At 38.3% G+C, this 18,242-nt stretch carries 12 protein-coding genes; 4 read left to right on the top strand and 8 right to left on the bottom strand.

Annotated elements, in window-relative coordinates; translation table 11 throughout:
• Positions 1 to 288: 288 nt before the first annotated feature.
• Positions 289 to 1,887: an ABC transporter substrate-binding protein gene (locus HMPREF3279_RS01765; protein WP_049368769.1), complete on the bottom strand. Its 1,599-nt coding sequence runs from the start codon at positions 1,885 to 1,887 to the stop codon at positions 289 to 291.
• 353 nt (positions 1,888 to 2,240) lie between these two features.
• On the opposite strand from HMPREF3279_RS01765, the gene HMPREF3279_RS01770 reads away from it, so the two are divergent.
• On the top strand, positions 2,241 to 2,723 hold the full coding sequence (locus tag HMPREF3279_RS01770; protein WP_049368770.1) for a Dps family protein: 483 nt from the start codon (positions 2,241 to 2,243) through the stop codon (positions 2,721 to 2,723).
• Between the two features lie 49 nt (positions 2,724 to 2,772).
• Here HMPREF3279_RS01770 and HMPREF3279_RS01775 read toward each other — a convergent pair whose 3' ends face one another.
• The 5 genes from HMPREF3279_RS01775 to recB form a co-directional block, all read right to left on the bottom strand.
• Positions 2,773 to 3,234, bottom strand: a complete 462-nt coding sequence (locus HMPREF3279_RS01775; RefSeq protein WP_049365508.1) for a threonine/serine exporter family protein — start codon at positions 3,232 to 3,234, stop codon at positions 2,773 to 2,775.
• A 4-nt stretch (positions 3,235 to 3,238) separates the two neighbouring features.
• Positions 3,239 to 4,009 carry a threonine/serine exporter family protein gene (locus HMPREF3279_RS01780; RefSeq protein WP_049368771.1) on the bottom strand — a complete coding sequence of 257 codons (771 nt, stop codon included), beginning with the start codon at positions 4,007 to 4,009 and terminating at the stop codon, positions 3,239 to 3,241.
• A gap of 129 nt (positions 4,010 to 4,138) precedes the next feature.
• Entirely contained in the window at positions 4,139 to 4,786 is a 648-nt protein-coding gene (gene grxB / locus HMPREF3279_RS01785; RefSeq protein ID WP_049368772.1) for a glutaredoxin 2, read from the bottom strand.
• A gap of 3 nt (positions 4,787 to 4,789) precedes the next feature.
• The gene (gene recD, locus HMPREF3279_RS01790; RefSeq protein ID WP_049368773.1) at positions 4,790 to 6,724 is read right to left on the bottom strand and encodes an exodeoxyribonuclease V subunit alpha; all 1,935 of its coding nucleotides are present in this window, start codon (positions 6,722 to 6,724) and stop codon (positions 4,790 to 4,792) included.
• Positions 6,724 to 10,404 (bottom strand): exodeoxyribonuclease V subunit beta, encoded by a 3,681-nt coding sequence (recB, locus tag HMPREF3279_RS01795; protein ID WP_070867879.1) that lies wholly within the window; start codon positions 10,402 to 10,404, stop codon positions 6,724 to 6,726. Before recB ends, recD begins: the two co-directional genes overlap by 1 nt.
• Positions 10,405 to 10,542: 138 nt before the next feature.
• Here recB and HMPREF3279_RS01800 point away from each other — a divergent pair, with 138 nt between their 5' ends.
• From HMPREF3279_RS01800 to HMPREF3279_RS01810, 3 genes are all read left to right on the top strand, one after another.
• Complete coding sequence (locus HMPREF3279_RS01800; RefSeq protein ID WP_070867880.1) at positions 10,543 to 12,090, top strand: type I restriction-modification system subunit M; 1,548 nt, start codon at positions 10,543 to 10,545, stop codon at positions 12,088 to 12,090.
• 7 nt (positions 12,091 to 12,097) lie between these two features.
• A complete protein-coding gene (locus HMPREF3279_RS01805) occupies positions 12,098 to 13,237 on the top strand; it encodes a restriction endonuclease subunit S (protein ID WP_070867881.1) in 1,140 nt (379 codons plus the stop codon).
• A gap of 104 nt (positions 13,238 to 13,341) precedes the next feature.
• Entirely contained in the window at positions 13,342 to 16,437 is a 3,096-nt protein-coding gene (locus HMPREF3279_RS01810; RefSeq protein WP_070867882.1) for a type I restriction endonuclease subunit R, read from the top strand.
• Positions 16,438 to 16,516: 79 nt separating this feature from the next.
• Here the strand turns inward: HMPREF3279_RS01810 and HMPREF3279_RS01815 are convergent, their stop codons facing one another.
• A complete protein-coding gene (locus HMPREF3279_RS01815) occupies positions 16,517 to 16,873 on the bottom strand; it encodes a DsrE/DsrF/TusD sulfur relay family protein (protein WP_005696059.1) in 357 nt (118 codons plus the stop codon).
• A gap of 61 nt (positions 16,874 to 16,934) precedes the next feature.
• Complete coding sequence (locus HMPREF3279_RS01820; protein ID WP_070867883.1) at positions 16,935 to 18,242, bottom strand: NCS2 family permease; 1,308 nt, start codon at positions 18,240 to 18,242, stop codon at positions 16,935 to 16,937.

Genomic DNA, 18,242 nt, shown 5'->3' on the forward strand with positions numbered 1-18,242 from the left:
CCTCTCCTATTCTATTTTGAGAAATTCATTAAATTAAAAATGAAGTGAAATAATCAAATTAAAAAACAAAATGATTTATACAAATCATAATGTCCGCACTATACCCTGTCAATCCAAGTGCCTAGGGCAAAGTTCAAATCTGTGATCGGCTTCACAAAGATTTTTTTGAAATGAAATAGAGAGAAAAAATGATTGAAAAACAGAGGAAAAAATGACCTCACTTTTATGTTAAAAAGGAAAGAAAAAAGGCTGTTGATTGCTCAACAGCCCAAACATTAAAAAGTGCTTTTATTTGCGGCCCACACCGAGGAAGGATAAACCAGTTGTTGCCAATGGTTGATAACCTTCAAGACTGCTATCATCCCATGCGGAAGGGAGTTTACGATGAACAATCGGATAAAGTGGTACTTCAGCCGCAATAATGTTAATCGCTTCTTCCCATGATTTTTTCGCTTCAGCGTGATCTTTTGCTCTCACTGCTGCATTGAGTAATTCAGTCACTTTCGCAAACTCAGGGGTGTTGCTCCAACGGAAACGACGTTTCGGCCATACATCACCACGATACCACCAGCTTAAAAGCAAGTCTAAGTCGTTACCAAACACAGATGGGTCACCCGGCGCGATTGCTACTTCATACACACCTGGGTCTACGTTGTTACTGTATAACGCACCTGATTGTAAATGTTGTAAAGTCACTTTCACACCAGGAATCTTGTTCCAAGACTCTAAAATTAATGGTGCAGATTCTTTCACCCAATCGTGGTCGGTTGCGAGCAATTCAAATTTAAGCTCTGTCACACCAGCTTCTTTCAATAATGCCGCGGCTTTTTCCGGATCATAAGGATATTGAGTTGATGCCTTAATATAATCTGGGTGAGTGGTTTGTAAGTATGATGTTGCAGCTTCCGCATTACCATCAAATACAATATCAACAAGTTTTTCAGTGTTCAAACCATAGTGTAATGCTTGACGTACTTTTGGATTGTTAAACGGCGCTTTTTCGCAGTTAAACATTAAGAATAGCAAGCCGAAAGATTGAACGGATTGCACTTGTTGTTTTTTGTTTTTCAAGCGACTAATGTCTAAATAAGGCACGCTTTCCATTGCTTGAGTACGTTTGGACTCTTGTGCAGTTACACGAGCTGCGGCATCAGAAAGCAATAACCAAGACATTTTTTCAACTTGTGCTGGATATTTACCATTGTAAGGTTCATAAGCTTCAAAGACGATTTTGTCATCTTTCACAGCTGAAACAAATTTGAATGGACCAGAACCAACTGGGTGCGCATCAAATGCAGATTGACCGACTTTGTCGATCACATGTTTCGGTACAATTTTCACACAAGTTAAGCGGTTAGCGAATAAAGCAAATGGATATTTCAATTTAAATTCCACGACTTTATCGTCTACCGCTTTCACACTTTCAACGAAATCAATAAACATCACAAATAGTGATTTATTGGCTGGATCCATAATACGATTGAAGGAATACACAACGTCTTCAGTGGTAACAGGTGCGCCGTCATGGAAAGTTGCGCCTTCACGTAAGGTTATACGCCATGTTTTTTCATCAACTTGTTCTGGCTCTTTTCCTGCTAAGGCAAGATAAGGTTCACGAGTTGCAGGATGCAAATCCACCAAACCTTCAAAAATATGCAAGTTTGCGGCATAAGGTGAAGCACCGCTTGATGTCATTGGGTCAAAACCAGTAGAAAGTGGATAAGCAATCCCAGCTTCAATGGTTTTACCTTTAATGTCTGCAGCAAAGGCTTTTGGTGCAAATGTGCCTAATGTGCCACTAAATGCAATACCTGCCCCCACGCCAGCCATAAGCTTCATAAAATGACGACGAGATTCATTTGTTTCAAAGGAAAAATGCTTTGTCATACTAAACTCCTGATGAGTAATAAAATCATATTTTGGTTTTTTAAACCTAGCCAAACATTTCATTCGAAAATGAAGTAAAGCAATCAAATCTTAGAATAAAATGATTTGCATCAATCATAATCATCTTCGATTCATTCTGTCAAAGGGGAAATATTGAATGTGTGATCTACTTCACAGAGTTTTTTGTAACTTGAATTAAAAGTTTTTAACTATGTATAATTTATTATAAATAGATTTTAACTATTGAATCACTAGATAATATGAAATAGCCATCAGAAAAAACGATGCTTATAATGACCGCACTTCCCAAGCAAGGGAACAACATTTTAATCAACAATAAAGAGGAAAATACTATGTCAAAAACATCAATCGGTTTAGATAAAAAAGCATCTGAAAAATTAGCAGCAAAATTAAACGAATTATTAGCAACCTATCAAGTCTTCTATACTAACGTGCGTGGTTACCACTGGAACATCAAAGGCGTAAACTTTTTTGAATTACACGCAAAATTTGAAGAAATCTACACAGATTTAGTAGAAAAAGTTGATGAGGTCGCAGAACGTATCTTAACTTTAGGTTACACACCACATAACGGTTATTCACAATACTTCAAAGACTCACGTATTAAAGAAGAGTTAGGAGTAAGTGATGCACAATCTTGCTTAAAAGGCACATTAGAAGGATTAAAAGTATTACTTGAGCAACAACGTGAAATTCTTGAATTAGCGGGCGAGTCTGATGATGAAGGTACAGCGTCTCAAATGAGCGACTACATCAAAGAGCAAGAAAAACTTGTTTGGATGTTCCAAGCCGCTTGCCAAACTTGCTATGCTTAATTAAATATTGATTAAATACGAAAGCCGACTGATGTCGGCTTTTTATTTTCTATACTACAGGCTTTTGTCGATAGAACAATAATCCAGGTAAGGCGAGGCCCAAAACAAGGGCACCCAAAATAAAGCTGGTGTTGATAAAAGAGCTGATCATTTGCTCAAATAATGTATCGGAAAAGCCATAATGATGAATTTGTACGATAGCAATCATCGCTTTATAAGCATGAACACCCGGAATCATTGGAATAATTGCCGCAACGGTAAAGACTTTTGGATGGGCTAAATAGCGATGAGATAAATGCACACCAATAAAACCAATCACACAAGTGGCAAAAAAAGTGGCAAAAACAATCGGTACTCCAAAGTGTAATAATAACGTTCTCGTGACATGCCCAAGCGCGCCTAAAATAGCACAATACTTTAAGGCTTTAGGCGGAACATTAAATACTAGGGCAAATCCTACTGCAGGAATGGCTGCAAAAAGCATATCGTCGAGTAAATTCAGTAAAAACATCCTATTACCCCACCCACGAAACAATATTTAAAAGATCTAATGCAAAAACGATACCTAAACAAGCACCAAAGGTGAGAACCGTAGCGATGGTCCATCGTCCTATTCCCATATTGACATACCCTTTTAAAATATCTGCAAGAGAATTAATTAATGGGAATCCTGGGACAAGTAATAAAACGCTAGAAGCTAATGCGATATGAGGATCATTGCCTAAACTATATTTTAAACTGACACCGGAAATCAGTGAGGCAACAAATGCGGTAATGGCAAAGACGATGAGTGGATTGTAATGACGTTTAGAAATTTCTTGTCGAACAAACATGGCAATGGCAGAGGCAATAAAGGTGATTGCACAAATTGTCATATCTCCGCCAGAAAGATGAGCAAAAGAGGCACAAGATAAACCAATCATAAACACCACCAAATAACGGTTATATTTTAGTGGTTTTAATTTATCCAGTTTCTTTTGAGCCATGGACAAATCATACAAGTGATGCTCTACGGCAACCACAATGTGCTGAACATCCGTAACGATTTGCATATTAATGCCTTTATCGACATTTTTCCGCACGGTGGTAATACAATGCTGCTTAGAAAGCGTGGTCAACAAGACGGCATTTGCCGTTAACGCACACTCCACGCTTTCAATGCCTAAAGCTACACCTAATCGCTGTGCCATTTGTACGACGACAGCACTTTCTGCGCCATGCTGTAACAATAACAAAGCGGTTTCCACACAAATACGGGTAACCGCTCGTTGGTATTCCTGATCCATATCTCTGCGCTCTTATTAAAGTAAACGTTAGAGATTATAGATCGATGAATAAAAAATACTGAAAAAATGACCGCACCTATGATCCAAGTCAAAACTTCAGTATTTCCAGGGCCTATGACTTAACAGAGATTAAATAGCTTTACCAAAATACAACGGCACATGACTTAACTTAGCCATATTCTTAACATAAGCTAAAACCGCTGGTGGAAATTCGATTCCTTTCACACAAGTCAGATTTCGTAATACCGGGAAGACGATAATATCTTCAAGAGAAAGTTTTCCGTTTAATGCATTTTCAGATTGAATTAATACCGCTAATTTCTCTAAATCACCTTTTAAGCGAGCAAGATAGGTTTCGGTCTTCGCGATATTTTCAGCAAAACCCCCAATAAATTCCGTTTTCTTTTTAGTGAAATAATCGACCGCACTTTGGGTTTCAAATTCAGCTAAACCGATTTGCGTAAAGCGTGCGGTCGTAAGATGACCATAATAACTGCCAACTTCTTTTAACCATGCTTCAATTTCAGGACGAACGTCTTCAGATAAGATTTTTTCACCAAAATGTTTATCAACATAATGCACGATATCCAAACTTTCTGGCATCGCAGTACCATCTTCTTTAACAAGAATTGGCACAACCTTTTTGCCCACTAAACCAATCGGTGTTGCTTCATCATCATTCGCGAGCACCACAAGTTCTACCGGCAGATTTTTTAAACCGAAAATCATGCGGGCACGTACACAAAACGGGCAATGATCGTAAACATATAATTTCATTTTTTACTCCTCTTTTTCCTGTAATAACTTTCCTAATCCACTTTGTCTTTTTACCGTATTTCTGACCGCACTTTGCCAGATTTTTTCATTGGCAAATACGGAAAGTTGATTTTTCGCACGGGTAACACCGGTAAATACCAGCTCTCGTGAAAGCACTGGATTAGGTTCTGTTGGTAACACTATGACGGTATGTTCAAACTCCGAACCTTGGGATTTATGAATCGTCATCATAAATGCAGGTTCGTGAGCGGGAATACGACTGGTAGAAACTTCTCGATTACCAAACCACACTTTGCCTTTAGCTAAACACAAGCCAATATCACCGTTATACAGTTTCACATTATGATCATTTTCCGTAATCATAATTGGTTTACCAATATACCAATCGTCCTCTTGGCGGAACCAAAGTAATTTCTCTGCTCGTAATGCTAAAGCAATTTCACGATTTAACTCTTCTACACCTAATGCTGAAGCACGAAGTGCGGTCAAAAATTGAACGGAATTAAAACGGTCTAAAATCGCTTCTGCATAAGTTTTCTCATTGCCCTTTTCATCTATAAATTTTGCATTGAGATCTTTCTTCTGAGCAAAATAAGTTTGAAGTTGGGTTAAATAAACACGGTAATTTTCAACCGCACTTTTCACCACTTGGCGAACAGATTCTTTAACGTCTTGCTCTTCATCAAAATGATGGAAATGCAACTCTTGTGGATATTCCGCAAAGGTTGCCACACTGCCCTCGCCCTTTCCTTGTTGAATTTGCTCAGCAAGTTGTTTAATACCCGAATCATCTCGGAAACGACGACTAAAGGTTAAATGGCAAATGGCATCACGCAACGGACTATGTTCATCTGAAGTTGGAACGGTATAGCCTGTTGTTGCATGGATATAATCGGCTTGAGCAGGGCTATAATCTTGCGTTAAAAATTGTGCAATTTCGCCTAATACCGCCCCCGCTTCTACTGAAGCTAATTGGGCTTGGTCACCTAATAAAATCAAACGCGTTTCGGGTTTCAACGCTTGCACCAGTTTCGCCATCATCGGCAAATCAATCATCGAAGTTTCATCCACCACTAGCACATCAATTTGCAGTGGATTATGTGCATGATATTTCACGCTATCGGTAAAAGGTCGAACGCCTAGTAAACGATGCAACGTTTCTGCGGTTTTCGGAATCGATGCACGTAACTCATTTGAAATCGGCATTTTTGCCAAAGCGTTTTCGATGGATTCCGTTAAACGAGCCGCCGCTTTCCCCGTTGGCGCAACCAATTTAATGTGAAGTTTGCCACCAAATAATTCCTGTAATACACATAATAATCGAGTAACTGTCGTGGTTTTCCCTGTTCCTGGTCCGCCCGTAATCACTGAGAATGGACTTTTTACCGCCGTTGCGACAGCTACTTTTTGCCAATCAATTTGTGCTTGTTGTTGAGAGAAATAACGATCTAATAATGCCCGAATTTGTTGCGGCTCTACCGATAAAATGCGGTCATTTTTCAAGGCGTTTTTAATATATTGCGCAACGCGGAACTCATCTTGCCAAGCTCGGTAGAAATAAATCGCCCCAAATTGAAATGCGAGAGGCGCAATCTGATTTTCAGGATCTTGTGTAAAAGCAATATGCCCCGCTAAGGCTGATTGCCATTTTGATACCGGAAGCGAACCGATTTTTTCATTGATAAGCGACAAAAAATCCGTTTCAGTATGACGATAAGCCAAACCGAATAAATTACGTTCTAAGAAACGATCTAACACACAACAAGTATTGCCTTGCGTATAGCTCCAGTTGCAAAGTGCGGCTAATAAAATCGCTAAATTTTGGACGGGTTCGGTATAGCCTTTATCTTTTTGTTTATCCGCAATTAATTGAGCAAAATAATAATCGCCTTGGGTAATCACACCCTGTTCTTGCAAGGATTTTAATAGGCTTAACATTAAAATAATTCCTCTAATTGTTGGATTAATTGCCAATCTGGTTTATCAAAAAAGATGCCCGATTGTGGCGAACCATTCATTCCTCGTAAAAATGCATAGACCACACCACCAAAATCTCGGTTGTAATCGTAGTGAGGTAAACGTGTTTTTAAATAGCGGTGTAATGCCACAACATACAACAAATATTGCCAATCATAATGATGTTCTAACATGGCTTTTTTCAATGCAGTTTGATCGTAATCCTTTAATGTTTCACCTAAGAAATTCGATTTGTAATCAAGCAAATAATATTTATCTTGATGACAGAAAACTAAGTCCATTGTGCCTCGCACCATGCCTTGAATATCATCAAACTGTAACGGTTCTGATGGCAAATGATGTAAGGTTGCTAACGCTCGATTAAAACCAGCGACATCAAAATGGCTTGTGATATTGAGATAAAATGCCAACTCTTTTAAGCATTGTTTTTCGTTAATCTGAGCAAGGGTGAGATCATCCTTTGGCAAAATTGGCGTGCTGAGTATTTGTGCAAACCACTGTTGAACTGCTACAAATTGCTCTTCCGCAAGATTCAAATCCTGACATAATTTTTCAATGTTTTCTTTCTCAGCCAGTTGAGCAAAAGGCACCTTTTCAAAATAACGATGCAATAACGTACCGATTTGTGTTCCCCTTGGGAAATCTAGAACCATTTCATCGTTATCATGAGCAAGTGCGGTCAGATTTTCAGTGATATTTTCTATTAAAATCGATGCATCATAATCTTTCGCATCATCAAAAATGAGCGATTTTTTCACCGCACTTTCATTTAAATAAGCTTTGCGTTGATGTGTTTGTTCTATGCCACTAAAGCTCGTCACTCGCCAATCTTGTTCAATTTCACCTTGGAAAATTTCTGCGCTTAAATTTTCTTGAGAAACATTTAAAGTAAGTGCTTCACTGGCTTGTAACACATCAGTTAATTCAATCGCTACATCATTAGGTAAAAGCTGTTTAAACTTTTCTAATAACGGTTGGGTATCCCAATTAGCTGGCAAATCGAGTTTTCGACCAATTTCACCCTGTGTTAACACATACAATAAAGCATTCCATTTTTTATCAAAGGCTTTTGGTAACACAAAGGCCATTTGGTATTTTGCTCGGGTTAATGCCACATAAAGCAACCGCAATTCTTCCGCAAAAACTTCTTGGGTCAAATCATCCAAGTGTTGATCTTGCATGTCCCACAAGGTTTTCTCTTCATCACTGTCGTAATATAAATTAAACAGTTTCTTCTGCTTGCCTGATTTTGTTGGGTCTTTTGCTTCATTACCTAAAAATGGCAACCAAACTAAATCATATTCCAACCCTTTCGATTTATGGATAGTCACAATCTTCACTAACTGACGTTCGCTTTCTAAACGAATTTGTGCTTCTTGACGACCTTCATCTTGAATTTGCTTTTCAAACCAACGCAATAATGCCGCTTCACTTTCATTTAATGCAGCTGCTTGTTGTAAAATTTCAGCTAAATGTAATAAATCTGTCAGTTTACGTTCACCATCAGGCCGAGATAAGAGTTTTTCTGTGATATTTTCAGCTAAAAGTAAATGGTGCAACATCGGCAATACGCCTTGGCGTTGCCAAATTTGTTGATACTCTGCGAATTTTTCAGCCCAACGTTGCCACTGAATTTCATCATGGTGAATTTGGTGAATTTCAGCTGCATTTAAGCCGAAAAGTGCGGTCGCAATCGCATTCAAAATTGGACGCTCAGTCACACTCAAACAGGCTTGCAAAATCAAGGCCAGTTCTTTTGCTGTGTTACTCTCAAAGACATTTCCTCTATCAGAAAGGTAAACCGACGCAATACCAAGTGCTTGCAATTCTTTTTTCACCAATTCGGCTTCCGTATAACCACGCACTAAAACAGCAATATTTTCTGCTCGCAATGTTTGATTTTCCGCTTTGCTTTCATTTGGAAAAACAAGTGGATTTTCAGCCGCACTTTTTAACCATTGCTGAATCGATATTGCGCAAGCTTTCGCATAATCTTGCTGGGTGGATTCGTCTTTATCATTAATGTAAAAACGGAAGGCTGGCTCAGGCTGATTATTTAACTGAAAAATAAGATTTTTCTTGGCTGCGCCGACGTTTAAAAATTCAATATTTTCATAAATAAAGGGATCATTTTTAAAATCAAATAATCGATTTACCCCTTCTACTAAAGGTTGAGAAGAACGGTAGTTTGTACCTAAGTTAAAACGCTCACTCGCTTCATCCGCTGCTTTTAGATAAGTGAAAATATCGGCACCACGGAAGCGATAAATTGCCTGTTTTGGGTCCCCGATCATCATAAAGCCAACATTACCAGACGCGGTTTTATTGTGATAAATTTTCGAGAAAATTTGATACTGCAACGCATCCGTATCTTGGAACTCGTCAATCATGGCAAAAGGATATTGAAAACGAATTAATTCTGCTAACTGTTCTCCGCCCTCACCATATAATGCTTCTTTCAATAAGCGTAATAAATCATCAAAGGATTTTTCAGGATGATTCGCTTTGTATTCAAGAAGTTTCTTTTGAATACCTTGACGATAGTGATAAAGAATGATTTTTTTTAATAAATCACTTGATTGATGTTTTGCAACCAGTTCTTCGAGTTCTTCAAAAATCGGTGCATAAAACGGTATAGCCGCTTTTTTATTTTTCGTATTTTTTGCCGGCTTTTCGTATTTTTGCTCAATCGAAGATTGTAGAAAATACTTCCTTAATGTTTCATGAATTTCATAGTCTAGTGGATTATTTGCCCATTCATTAATCTGTTCAATCCATGTTTTAAGACGTTCTTTTTGGTAGCTGCTACGACTGAGAGATTTGAGCTGATCTTCTGGATAATCTTTTGTTATTTCCTCCATGATAATGGAGGAAATTTCATCTACATTTTTTAACCAAAAAACTTTTAGATCTTCAACAGCTTTTAATCGCTCTCCCACACTTTTCTGTAAAAATTCATCAATTGACAACGACAAGCTTTGTTGATTGTCCGTCGCTACCGATACATCTTTGTTTAAATCAGATTCTAAAATGCTTAGCACATCATCAGGCGAACCTAACTCTTTCGAGATAAAATTAGCAATCTCGAAAGGTTGGGAATAAAAATGCTCTCGCCAAAATTCATTTGCAAATTGTTTGAGTAAATCAGACTGATCTTTGAGAAGTTTTAAATTGAAATGCACACCTGAATTAAAAGCATGTTGCATTAACATTCGGCGACAAAAACCGTGAATGGTATAAATGGAGGCTAAATCTAAATTTTGTTCAGCTAGCTTTAAGCGACGAAGTGCAGTTGGGATATCTTCTAAATAAGGCAACAATTCCGCTAAAAATTGATGTTCCCCTGTAAAAATCGCCTTATCTTTTGTCTCATAATATTCAGAAAAAATCGAAATCGCCGCCGTTAAACGTTCCCGAATTTTACGTTTTAAATCTTCCGTCGCCATTTCAGTAAAGGTTACCACCAAAATTTCGTCCACATTTAGCGGTCGAGAAAAACAATTCTCACCTGCTTGTAAAAGTAAACGAAGATAGATCGAGCCGATAGTATAGGTTTTCCCAGTACCTGCAGAGGCTTCAATTAAATTGACTTGATTTAAAGGTAACGAAATGGCATTAAGTGCGGTTGATTTTTGGCTCATTTTTTATTTTTTTTGGAAACATTAGTATGTGCTTATTGTAGAGGAATTTCCATAGAAATTCATTTAGTTATTATTTGTTTCCTGTATAATTTTGAACATTTATAACTTAATAATTATACAAAATATTCTGAGGATTTTATGGCAGCAGCAATTCAACAACGCGCAGAACTTCAACGCCGCATTTGGCAAATCGCTAATGATGTACGCGGTTCCGTCGATGGTTGGGATTTTAAACAGTATGTTTTGGGTACACTTTTCTATCGTTTTATCAGCGAAAACTTTGCCAACTACATTGAAGGTGGAGATGATAGCGTTGATTATTCTGCTTTTAATGATGACGACCCTATTATTGCAGCGATCAAAGAAGACACCATTAAAGCAAAAGGCTATTTTATTTACCCAAGCCAGCTATTTAAAAATGTCGTGGCGACAGCCAATACTAATCCGAATTTAAATACAGACCTAAAAAGCATTTTTACAGCTATCGAAAACTCCGCTACTGGCTACCCTTCCGAACAGGATATCAAAGGCTTATTTGCCGATTTTGATACTACTAGCAGCCGCTTGGGTAATACCGTTGCCGATAAAAATAGCCGTCTAGCCGATGTATTAAAAGGCGTTGCTGAGTTAGATTTTGGTGACTTTGAAGATAATCATATTGATTTATTCGGTGATGCTTACGAATTTTTAATTTCCAACTATGCTGCTAATGCCGGTAAATCGGGTGGTGAGTTCTTTACGCCACAATGCGTTTCCAAGCTGATTGCTCGACTGGCTTTATATGGACAAGATAAGGTCAATAAAATTTACGACCCAGCGGCGGGTTCTGGTTCTTTATTATTGCAAGCAAAAAAACAATTTGATGAACACATCATTGAAGAGGGATTCTTCGGGCAGGAAATTAATCACACCACTTACAACCTTGCCCGTATGAATATGTTTTTGCATAACATCAACTACGACAAGTTTGATATCGCCCTTGGCAACACTTTAATGAGCCCGCAATTTGGTGATGATAAACCCTTTGATGCCATTGTTTCTAACCCGCCTTACTCCGTGAAATGGATTGGCTCTGACGATCCAACGCTAATTAACGATGAACGCTTTGCCCCAGCCGGCGTACTTGCACCAAAATCCAAAGCAGACTTTGCCTTTATTTTGCATGCGTTAAGTTATCTTTCAGCAAAAGGCCGCGCAGCGATTGTGTCCTTCCCCGGCATTTTTTATCGCGGTGGTGCGGAGCAAAAAATTCGTCAATATTTGGTGGATAATAACTATGTAGAAACGGTGATCGCCTTAGCGCCCAATCTCTTTTTTGGCACCAGTATCGCAGTGAATATTTTGGTGCTTTCCAAACATAAACCTGATACCCAAACCCAATTTATTGATGCCAGCGGTTTATTTAAACCCGCCACCAATAACAACAGTTTAGAACCGGAACATATTGAGCAAATTCTCAAACTGTTTGCCAATAAAGAAGATGTACCGCATTTAGCCAAATCCGTGTCCTTTGAAGACATCGTTAACAATGAATACAACCTTGCGGTGAGTTCTTACGTAGAACAAGAAGACACCCGAGAAGTGATCGATATCGATAAACTCAACGCTGAAATTAAACAAACTGTTGCTAATATCGACCGCTTGCGTGCAGAAATTGACAAGATTGTGGCGGAGATTGAGGGATAAAAACACCATGAAAAACAACCGCACTTTTTTAGAAAAATTATTGGATGGGGCTGAGGTGAAGTGGAAGCCCTTAGGAAAAGTCACAGATATAAAAACAGGTCAGTCAGTTAGCAAAAATATTATTGCACAAAACCCTGGAATATACCCTGTCATCAACAGTGGACGTGAACCCTTAGGATTTATTAATGTGTGGAACACTGAAAATGATCCTATTGGTATTACAACAAGAGGTGCTGGCGTTGGCTCAATTACTTGGCAAGAAGGTAAATATTTCCGAGGAAATCTTAATTATTCTGTAACAATAAAATCAGAATATGAATTAAATGTCCGCTTTCTTTACCATGTGCTGCTCCATTTTCAAAAAGAGATTCATAATTTATGCTCTTTTACAGGAATTCCAGCGCTAAACGCTAGCGAGCTAAAAAAATTAGAAATCCCTATCCCCCCACTCCCCATCCAAACCAAAATCGTAAAAATTTTGGACGCATTGACAGCGCTTACCAGCGAGCTTACCAGCGAGCTTACACTACGCCAGAAGCAGTATGAATACTATCGGGAGAAATTGTTAAATATTGATGGAATGAACAAGGTTATTGAACTTGGTGATGTAGGGCCTGTTCGTATGTGTAAAAGAATTCTTAAAAACCAAACAGCAAGCTCTGGAGATATTCCTTTTTATAAAATTGGAACTTTTGGGAAAAAGCCTGATGCCTATATTTCAAATGAGCTTTTCCAAGAATATAAACAAAAATATAGCTATCCTAAAAAAGGAGATATTCTTATATCTGCTAGCGGAACTATTGGTAGAACAGTTATATTTGATGGAGAAAATTCTTATTTTCAAGATAGCAATATAGTCTGGATTGATAATGATGAAACTCTCGTTCTTAATAAATATTTATATCATTTCTATAAGATTGCTAAATGGGGAATTGCCGAAGGAGGCACCATTCAACGTTTATATAACGACAATTTGAAAAAAGTAAAAATTTCTATTCCTCAACTAAAGGAACAACAACGCATCGTTTCAATCCTAGATAAATTTGAAACGCTCACCAATTCCATCACCGAAGGCTTGCCTTTAGCGATTGAGCAAAGCCAAAAGCGGTATGAGTATTACAGAGAATTGTTACTAGATTTCTCGTAACCCGTAGGGGGGCTTTAGCCCACCAATTAACAACCATAAATAAAACCGTGGGCTAAAGCTCACCCTACAAAAACTAAAAAAGTAAAAGAATTAAGGAACCACTCATGACCAAATACAAAACTATCGCTGAATCCAATAATTTTATCGTTTTAGATCAATATAATAAATTTGTGGAAGAACCCAATGCCGGTTATCAAACGGAAGGGAGCCTTGAGCGTGAATTTATTCGTGATTTACAGGCGCAAGGTTATGAGTATTTGCAAGGACTCAATGGTCATGATGCGTTGGTTAAAAACTTACGGGCGCAATTACAGCGCTTGAACAATGTGGTTTTCTCTAATGCGGAATGGCGACGTTTTTTAGAGGAATATTTGGATAAACCGAGCGATAGTCTGATTGAGAAAACCCGTAAAATTCATGATGACTATATTTATGATTTTGTGTTTGATAATGGGCGAATTCAGAATATTTATCTGCTAGATAAGAAAAATCTTGCCAATAATGCCGTACAAGTTATCAATCAATTTGAACAAACCGGCAGCTATGACAATCGTTATGATGTGACGATTTTGGTCAATGGTTTACCGCTTGTGCATATCGAACTGAAAAAACGCGGCGTGGCCATTCGTGAAGCCTTTAATCAAATTCATCGCTACAGCAAAGAAAGTTTCAATAAAGAAAATTCGCTCTTTAAATATATTCAAATTTTTGTCATTTCTAATGGTACAGATACTCGCTATTTTGCCAACACCACCAAACGCGATAAAAACAGCTATGACTTCACAATGAATTGGGCAACGGCAAAAAATACCTTAATTAAAGATTTAAAAGATTTTACAGCGACCTTCTTGCAAAAACATACCCTGCTCAATGTGTTGGTAAATTACTGCGTGTTTGATGTTTCCGATACCCTATTGATTATGCGCCCGTATCAAATTGCTGCCACTGAGCGTATTTTATGGAAAATTAAAAGTTCATATCAGGCGAAAAATTGGAGCAATAAAGACAGTGGCGGCTACATTTGGCACACTACAGGCTCAGGCAAAACGCTCACCAGCTTTAAAGCCGCACGCCTTGCAACGGAATTAGACTTTATTGAAAAAGTATTCTTCGTAGTAGATAGAAAGGATTTGGACTATCAAACCATGAAAGAATACCAACGCTTTTCACCGGATAGCGTGAATGGTTCGGAAAGTACGGCAGGATTAAAACGCAATATCGACAAAGACGACAATAAGATCATTGTTACCACCATTCAAAAACTCAACAACCTGATGAAATCGGAAGATAAATTACCGATTTACGATAAACAGGTCGTGTTTATCTTTGATGAATGCCATCGTTCTCAATTTGGTGAAGCGCAAAAAAATCTAACGAGAAAATTTAAAAAATACTATCAATTTGGTTTTACTGGCACGCCTATTTTTCCAACTAATGCATTAGGTGCTGAAACTACAGCGAGTGTTTTTGGCGTTGAACTCCACTCTTACATTATTACCGATGCGATTCGTGACGAAAAAGTACTGAAATTTAAAGTGGATTACAATGATGTACGGCCACAATTTAAAAACATTGAAACTGAAAAGAATCTTGAAGAGCTAACAAAACTCGAGAAAAAACAAGCCTTTTTACAACCTAAACGTATTGAGCAAATTGCCCAATATATTTTAGATAATTTCAAACAAAAGACCCATCGCTTTAATGCCGGTAATAATGGCTTTAATGCCATGTTTGCAGTAAGTGGCGTGGATGCGGCCAAAGCTTATTATCAAACTTTTAAACAGTTACAAAGTGCGGTCAAAAATCCACTTAAAATTGCAACAATCTTTTCGTTTGCCGCGAATGAAGAGCAAGATGCGATTGGCGATATTGTTGATGAAAGTTTTGAAGTGGAGGCGATGACCTCCTCGGCTAAGGAATTTTTAAAATCTGCCATTGATGATTACAACGGCTATTTTGCCACCAATTATGATGTGGATGCGAAATCGTTCCAAAACTACTATCGTGATCTCGCCAAACGCGTCAAAAACAAAGAAGTGGATTTACTGATTGTCGTTGGGATGTTTTTAACCGGTTTTGATGCACCAACCTTAAACACATTATTTGTAGATAAAAACTTACGTTACCATGGTTTGATTCAAGCTTATTCTCGTACAAACCGCATTTACAACAGCACAAAAAGTTTTGGCAATATCGTCACTTTCCGCGATTTGGAACAAGATACCATTGATGCGATTACCCTTTTCGGTAAATCTAATACGCGCAATATCGTATTAGAAAAAAGTTACCAAGAATATATGGAAGGCTTTACCGATGCAGGTGTCGCCCGCCGAGGGTATTTAGAGGTTATTGCTGAATTGCAAGAACGCTTCCCTGATCCAGATGAAATACAAACTGAAAAAGACAAGAAAGACTTTGTAAAATTATTTGGTGAATATTTGCGAGTTGAAAATATTCTGCAAAACTACGATGAGTTCGCTGCTTTACAAGCATTTCAATCGCTCGATACCAGCGATGCAAAAGCCGTTGAAGCCTTTAAAGAAAAATATTATTTAACGGATGAGGCTTTTGCTGAAATGCAACCTATTGATATGCCAAGCGAACGTAGCATTCAGAATTACCGTTCGACTTACAACGATATTCGGGATTGGCTCCGTCGTCATAAAGATGGCGAGGAAAAAGCAAAATCGACCATTGATTGGGACGATGTGGTGTTTGAAGTGGATTTATTAAAATCCCAAGAAATCAATCTGGATTACATCTTGGAATTGATTTTTGAACACAACAAAAAAATGAAAAATAAAGCTGAGCTGATTGATGAAATTCGAACCACTATCCGAGCGAGCCTAGGTAATCGAGCCAAAGAAAGTTTGATCGTAGATTTTATCAATCAAACTGACTTAGATAGCATTGTCGATAAAGCCGGTATTATTGAATCTTTCTTCCAATTTGCCCAAAAAGAGCAACAGAAAGAAGCTGACGAATTAATTAGCAGTGAAGGGCTGAATATTGATGCCGCGAAGCGTTATATTAACGTATCCTTAAAACGCGGATATGCTAGTGAACAAGGTACGGATTTAAATGATGCCCTACCGAAAATGAGTCCGCTTAATCCGCAATATCTCACGAAAAAACAAAGTATTTTCCAAAAGATTGTTGCCTTTGTTGAGAAATTTGTTGGGATTGGTGGCGAGGTTTAAAAACTTAAACCGACTATATAGAATTAAAAAGGTGCAATCTATTGATTACACCTTTTTATTTTGTCAGTTTTATCAGAAATTAGAACGTTAAAACTTTATCCGCCCATAATGTCCATTCAGAAACATCATCTAAAGTACCAAGGGTCACACCGTCAATTAATTTAGCATCTAATAAACCACGTGCTTTTACGCAGCTGGTACATAATTTAATTTCAGCACCTTGTGCCGCTAAAATATCGATAAGTTGTTGGATATTGAAACCTTCATTTGGGTTTTGCCCAGCAATACCGCATAAAATCGCATCAGAAAAGCAGAATAATTTAATATTCACATCCTTGCTATGCTCTTCCTTCATATTGATGGCGAAACGAACAGCGTTGAACGTTTTTTCTCCACTATATGTGGAATCATTGACGATAAAAAGAATATTTTGCATGACGCACTCCTTGTTGCAATGCTATAAAAATGAAGGCGTAATAAATTACGCCTTTATGAAATCAGCCAACCCAAACGAACTTGGCCACAAATAATAAAGACACCACCCACACTGGGGCATTGACCTCGAGTATTCTACCTGTACAAGCCTTCATGACGCAATAGCTAATAAAACCAAATGCGATACCTTCAGTAATTGAATAAGTAAATGGCATCATCGCTGCAGTGATAAAAGCAGGCGTTGCTTCAGTTAAATCATCCCAGTGTACACGAATAAGACTGGATGCCATTAAAATCCCTACATAGACTAATGCCCCTGCGGTTGCATAAGCTGGTACGACACTAGCCAGTGGCGAAAAGAAAATGGTAAGTAAGAATAAAACACCGACTGTTACTGCTGTTAAACCTGTTCTCCCGCCAACAGAAACCCCTGCACCACTTTCAATATAAGTACTGATAGCGGATGTTCCGATATAAGAACCGACTACCGCACTCACGCTATCTACATAAAGGGCTTGTTTCATTTTCGGGAAACGACCTTTTTCATCGCTGAAACCTGCTTTATCGGTCACGCCTAACAAGGTGCCTGATGAGTCGAATAGGTTTACTAATAAGAATGAGAAAATGATGCCGAGCAAAGCCGTGTCTAAAGCACCCGCAATATCTACTTTCCCAATAACCGCACCTAAGCTTGGTGGCATAGAAACAATGCCGTGGAAGGTAACTTGGTCATCAATTAAAAGCGCTAAACCAGTCACTACCGCGATAGAAATCAAAACACCAGAGAAAATATTACGTGCCGCTAGCACCACAATAATGAAAAAGCCCAATACGCCAAGAAGAATTTTCGGATCATGCAAATTGCCTAATGCTACTAAAGTCGCGGGATTCGCTACAACCAATCCCATATTTTTAAAGCCAATTAAGGCAATAAAAAAGCCGATACCTGCACCGATTCCCACGCGAAGTGAAAGCGGAATAGACGCCATTAACCAATAACGGATTTGGAATAGGGTGAGAACAAATAAACCAATCGAGCCCCAGAAAATGGTGCCCATGCCCACTTCCCAAGAATAACCGAGCTTGCCGACTACCACGTAGGCGAAAAATGCATTTAACCCCATAGCAGGTGCAAGGGCGATAGGTAAATTACTGAATAATCCCATCGCAATGGTACCCAGTGCAGCAATTAAACAAGTGGTCACGAAAACAACTTGTTTATCCATTCCCGCATCACCTAATACGGATGGGTTTACAAACACGATATACACCATGGTAAAGAAAGTGGTGATACCGGCAATAATTTCGGTTTTAGTGGTACTGCCCTTTTCTTTAATCGAAAAAAGGCGTTCAAGTAAAGATTGTTGCAT

The sequence above is a fragment of the Haemophilus sp. HMSC71H05 genome, assembly GCF_001838635.1.
GTDB lineage: Bacteria > Pseudomonadota > Gammaproteobacteria > Enterobacterales > Pasteurellaceae > Haemophilus_D > Haemophilus_D parainfluenzae_R.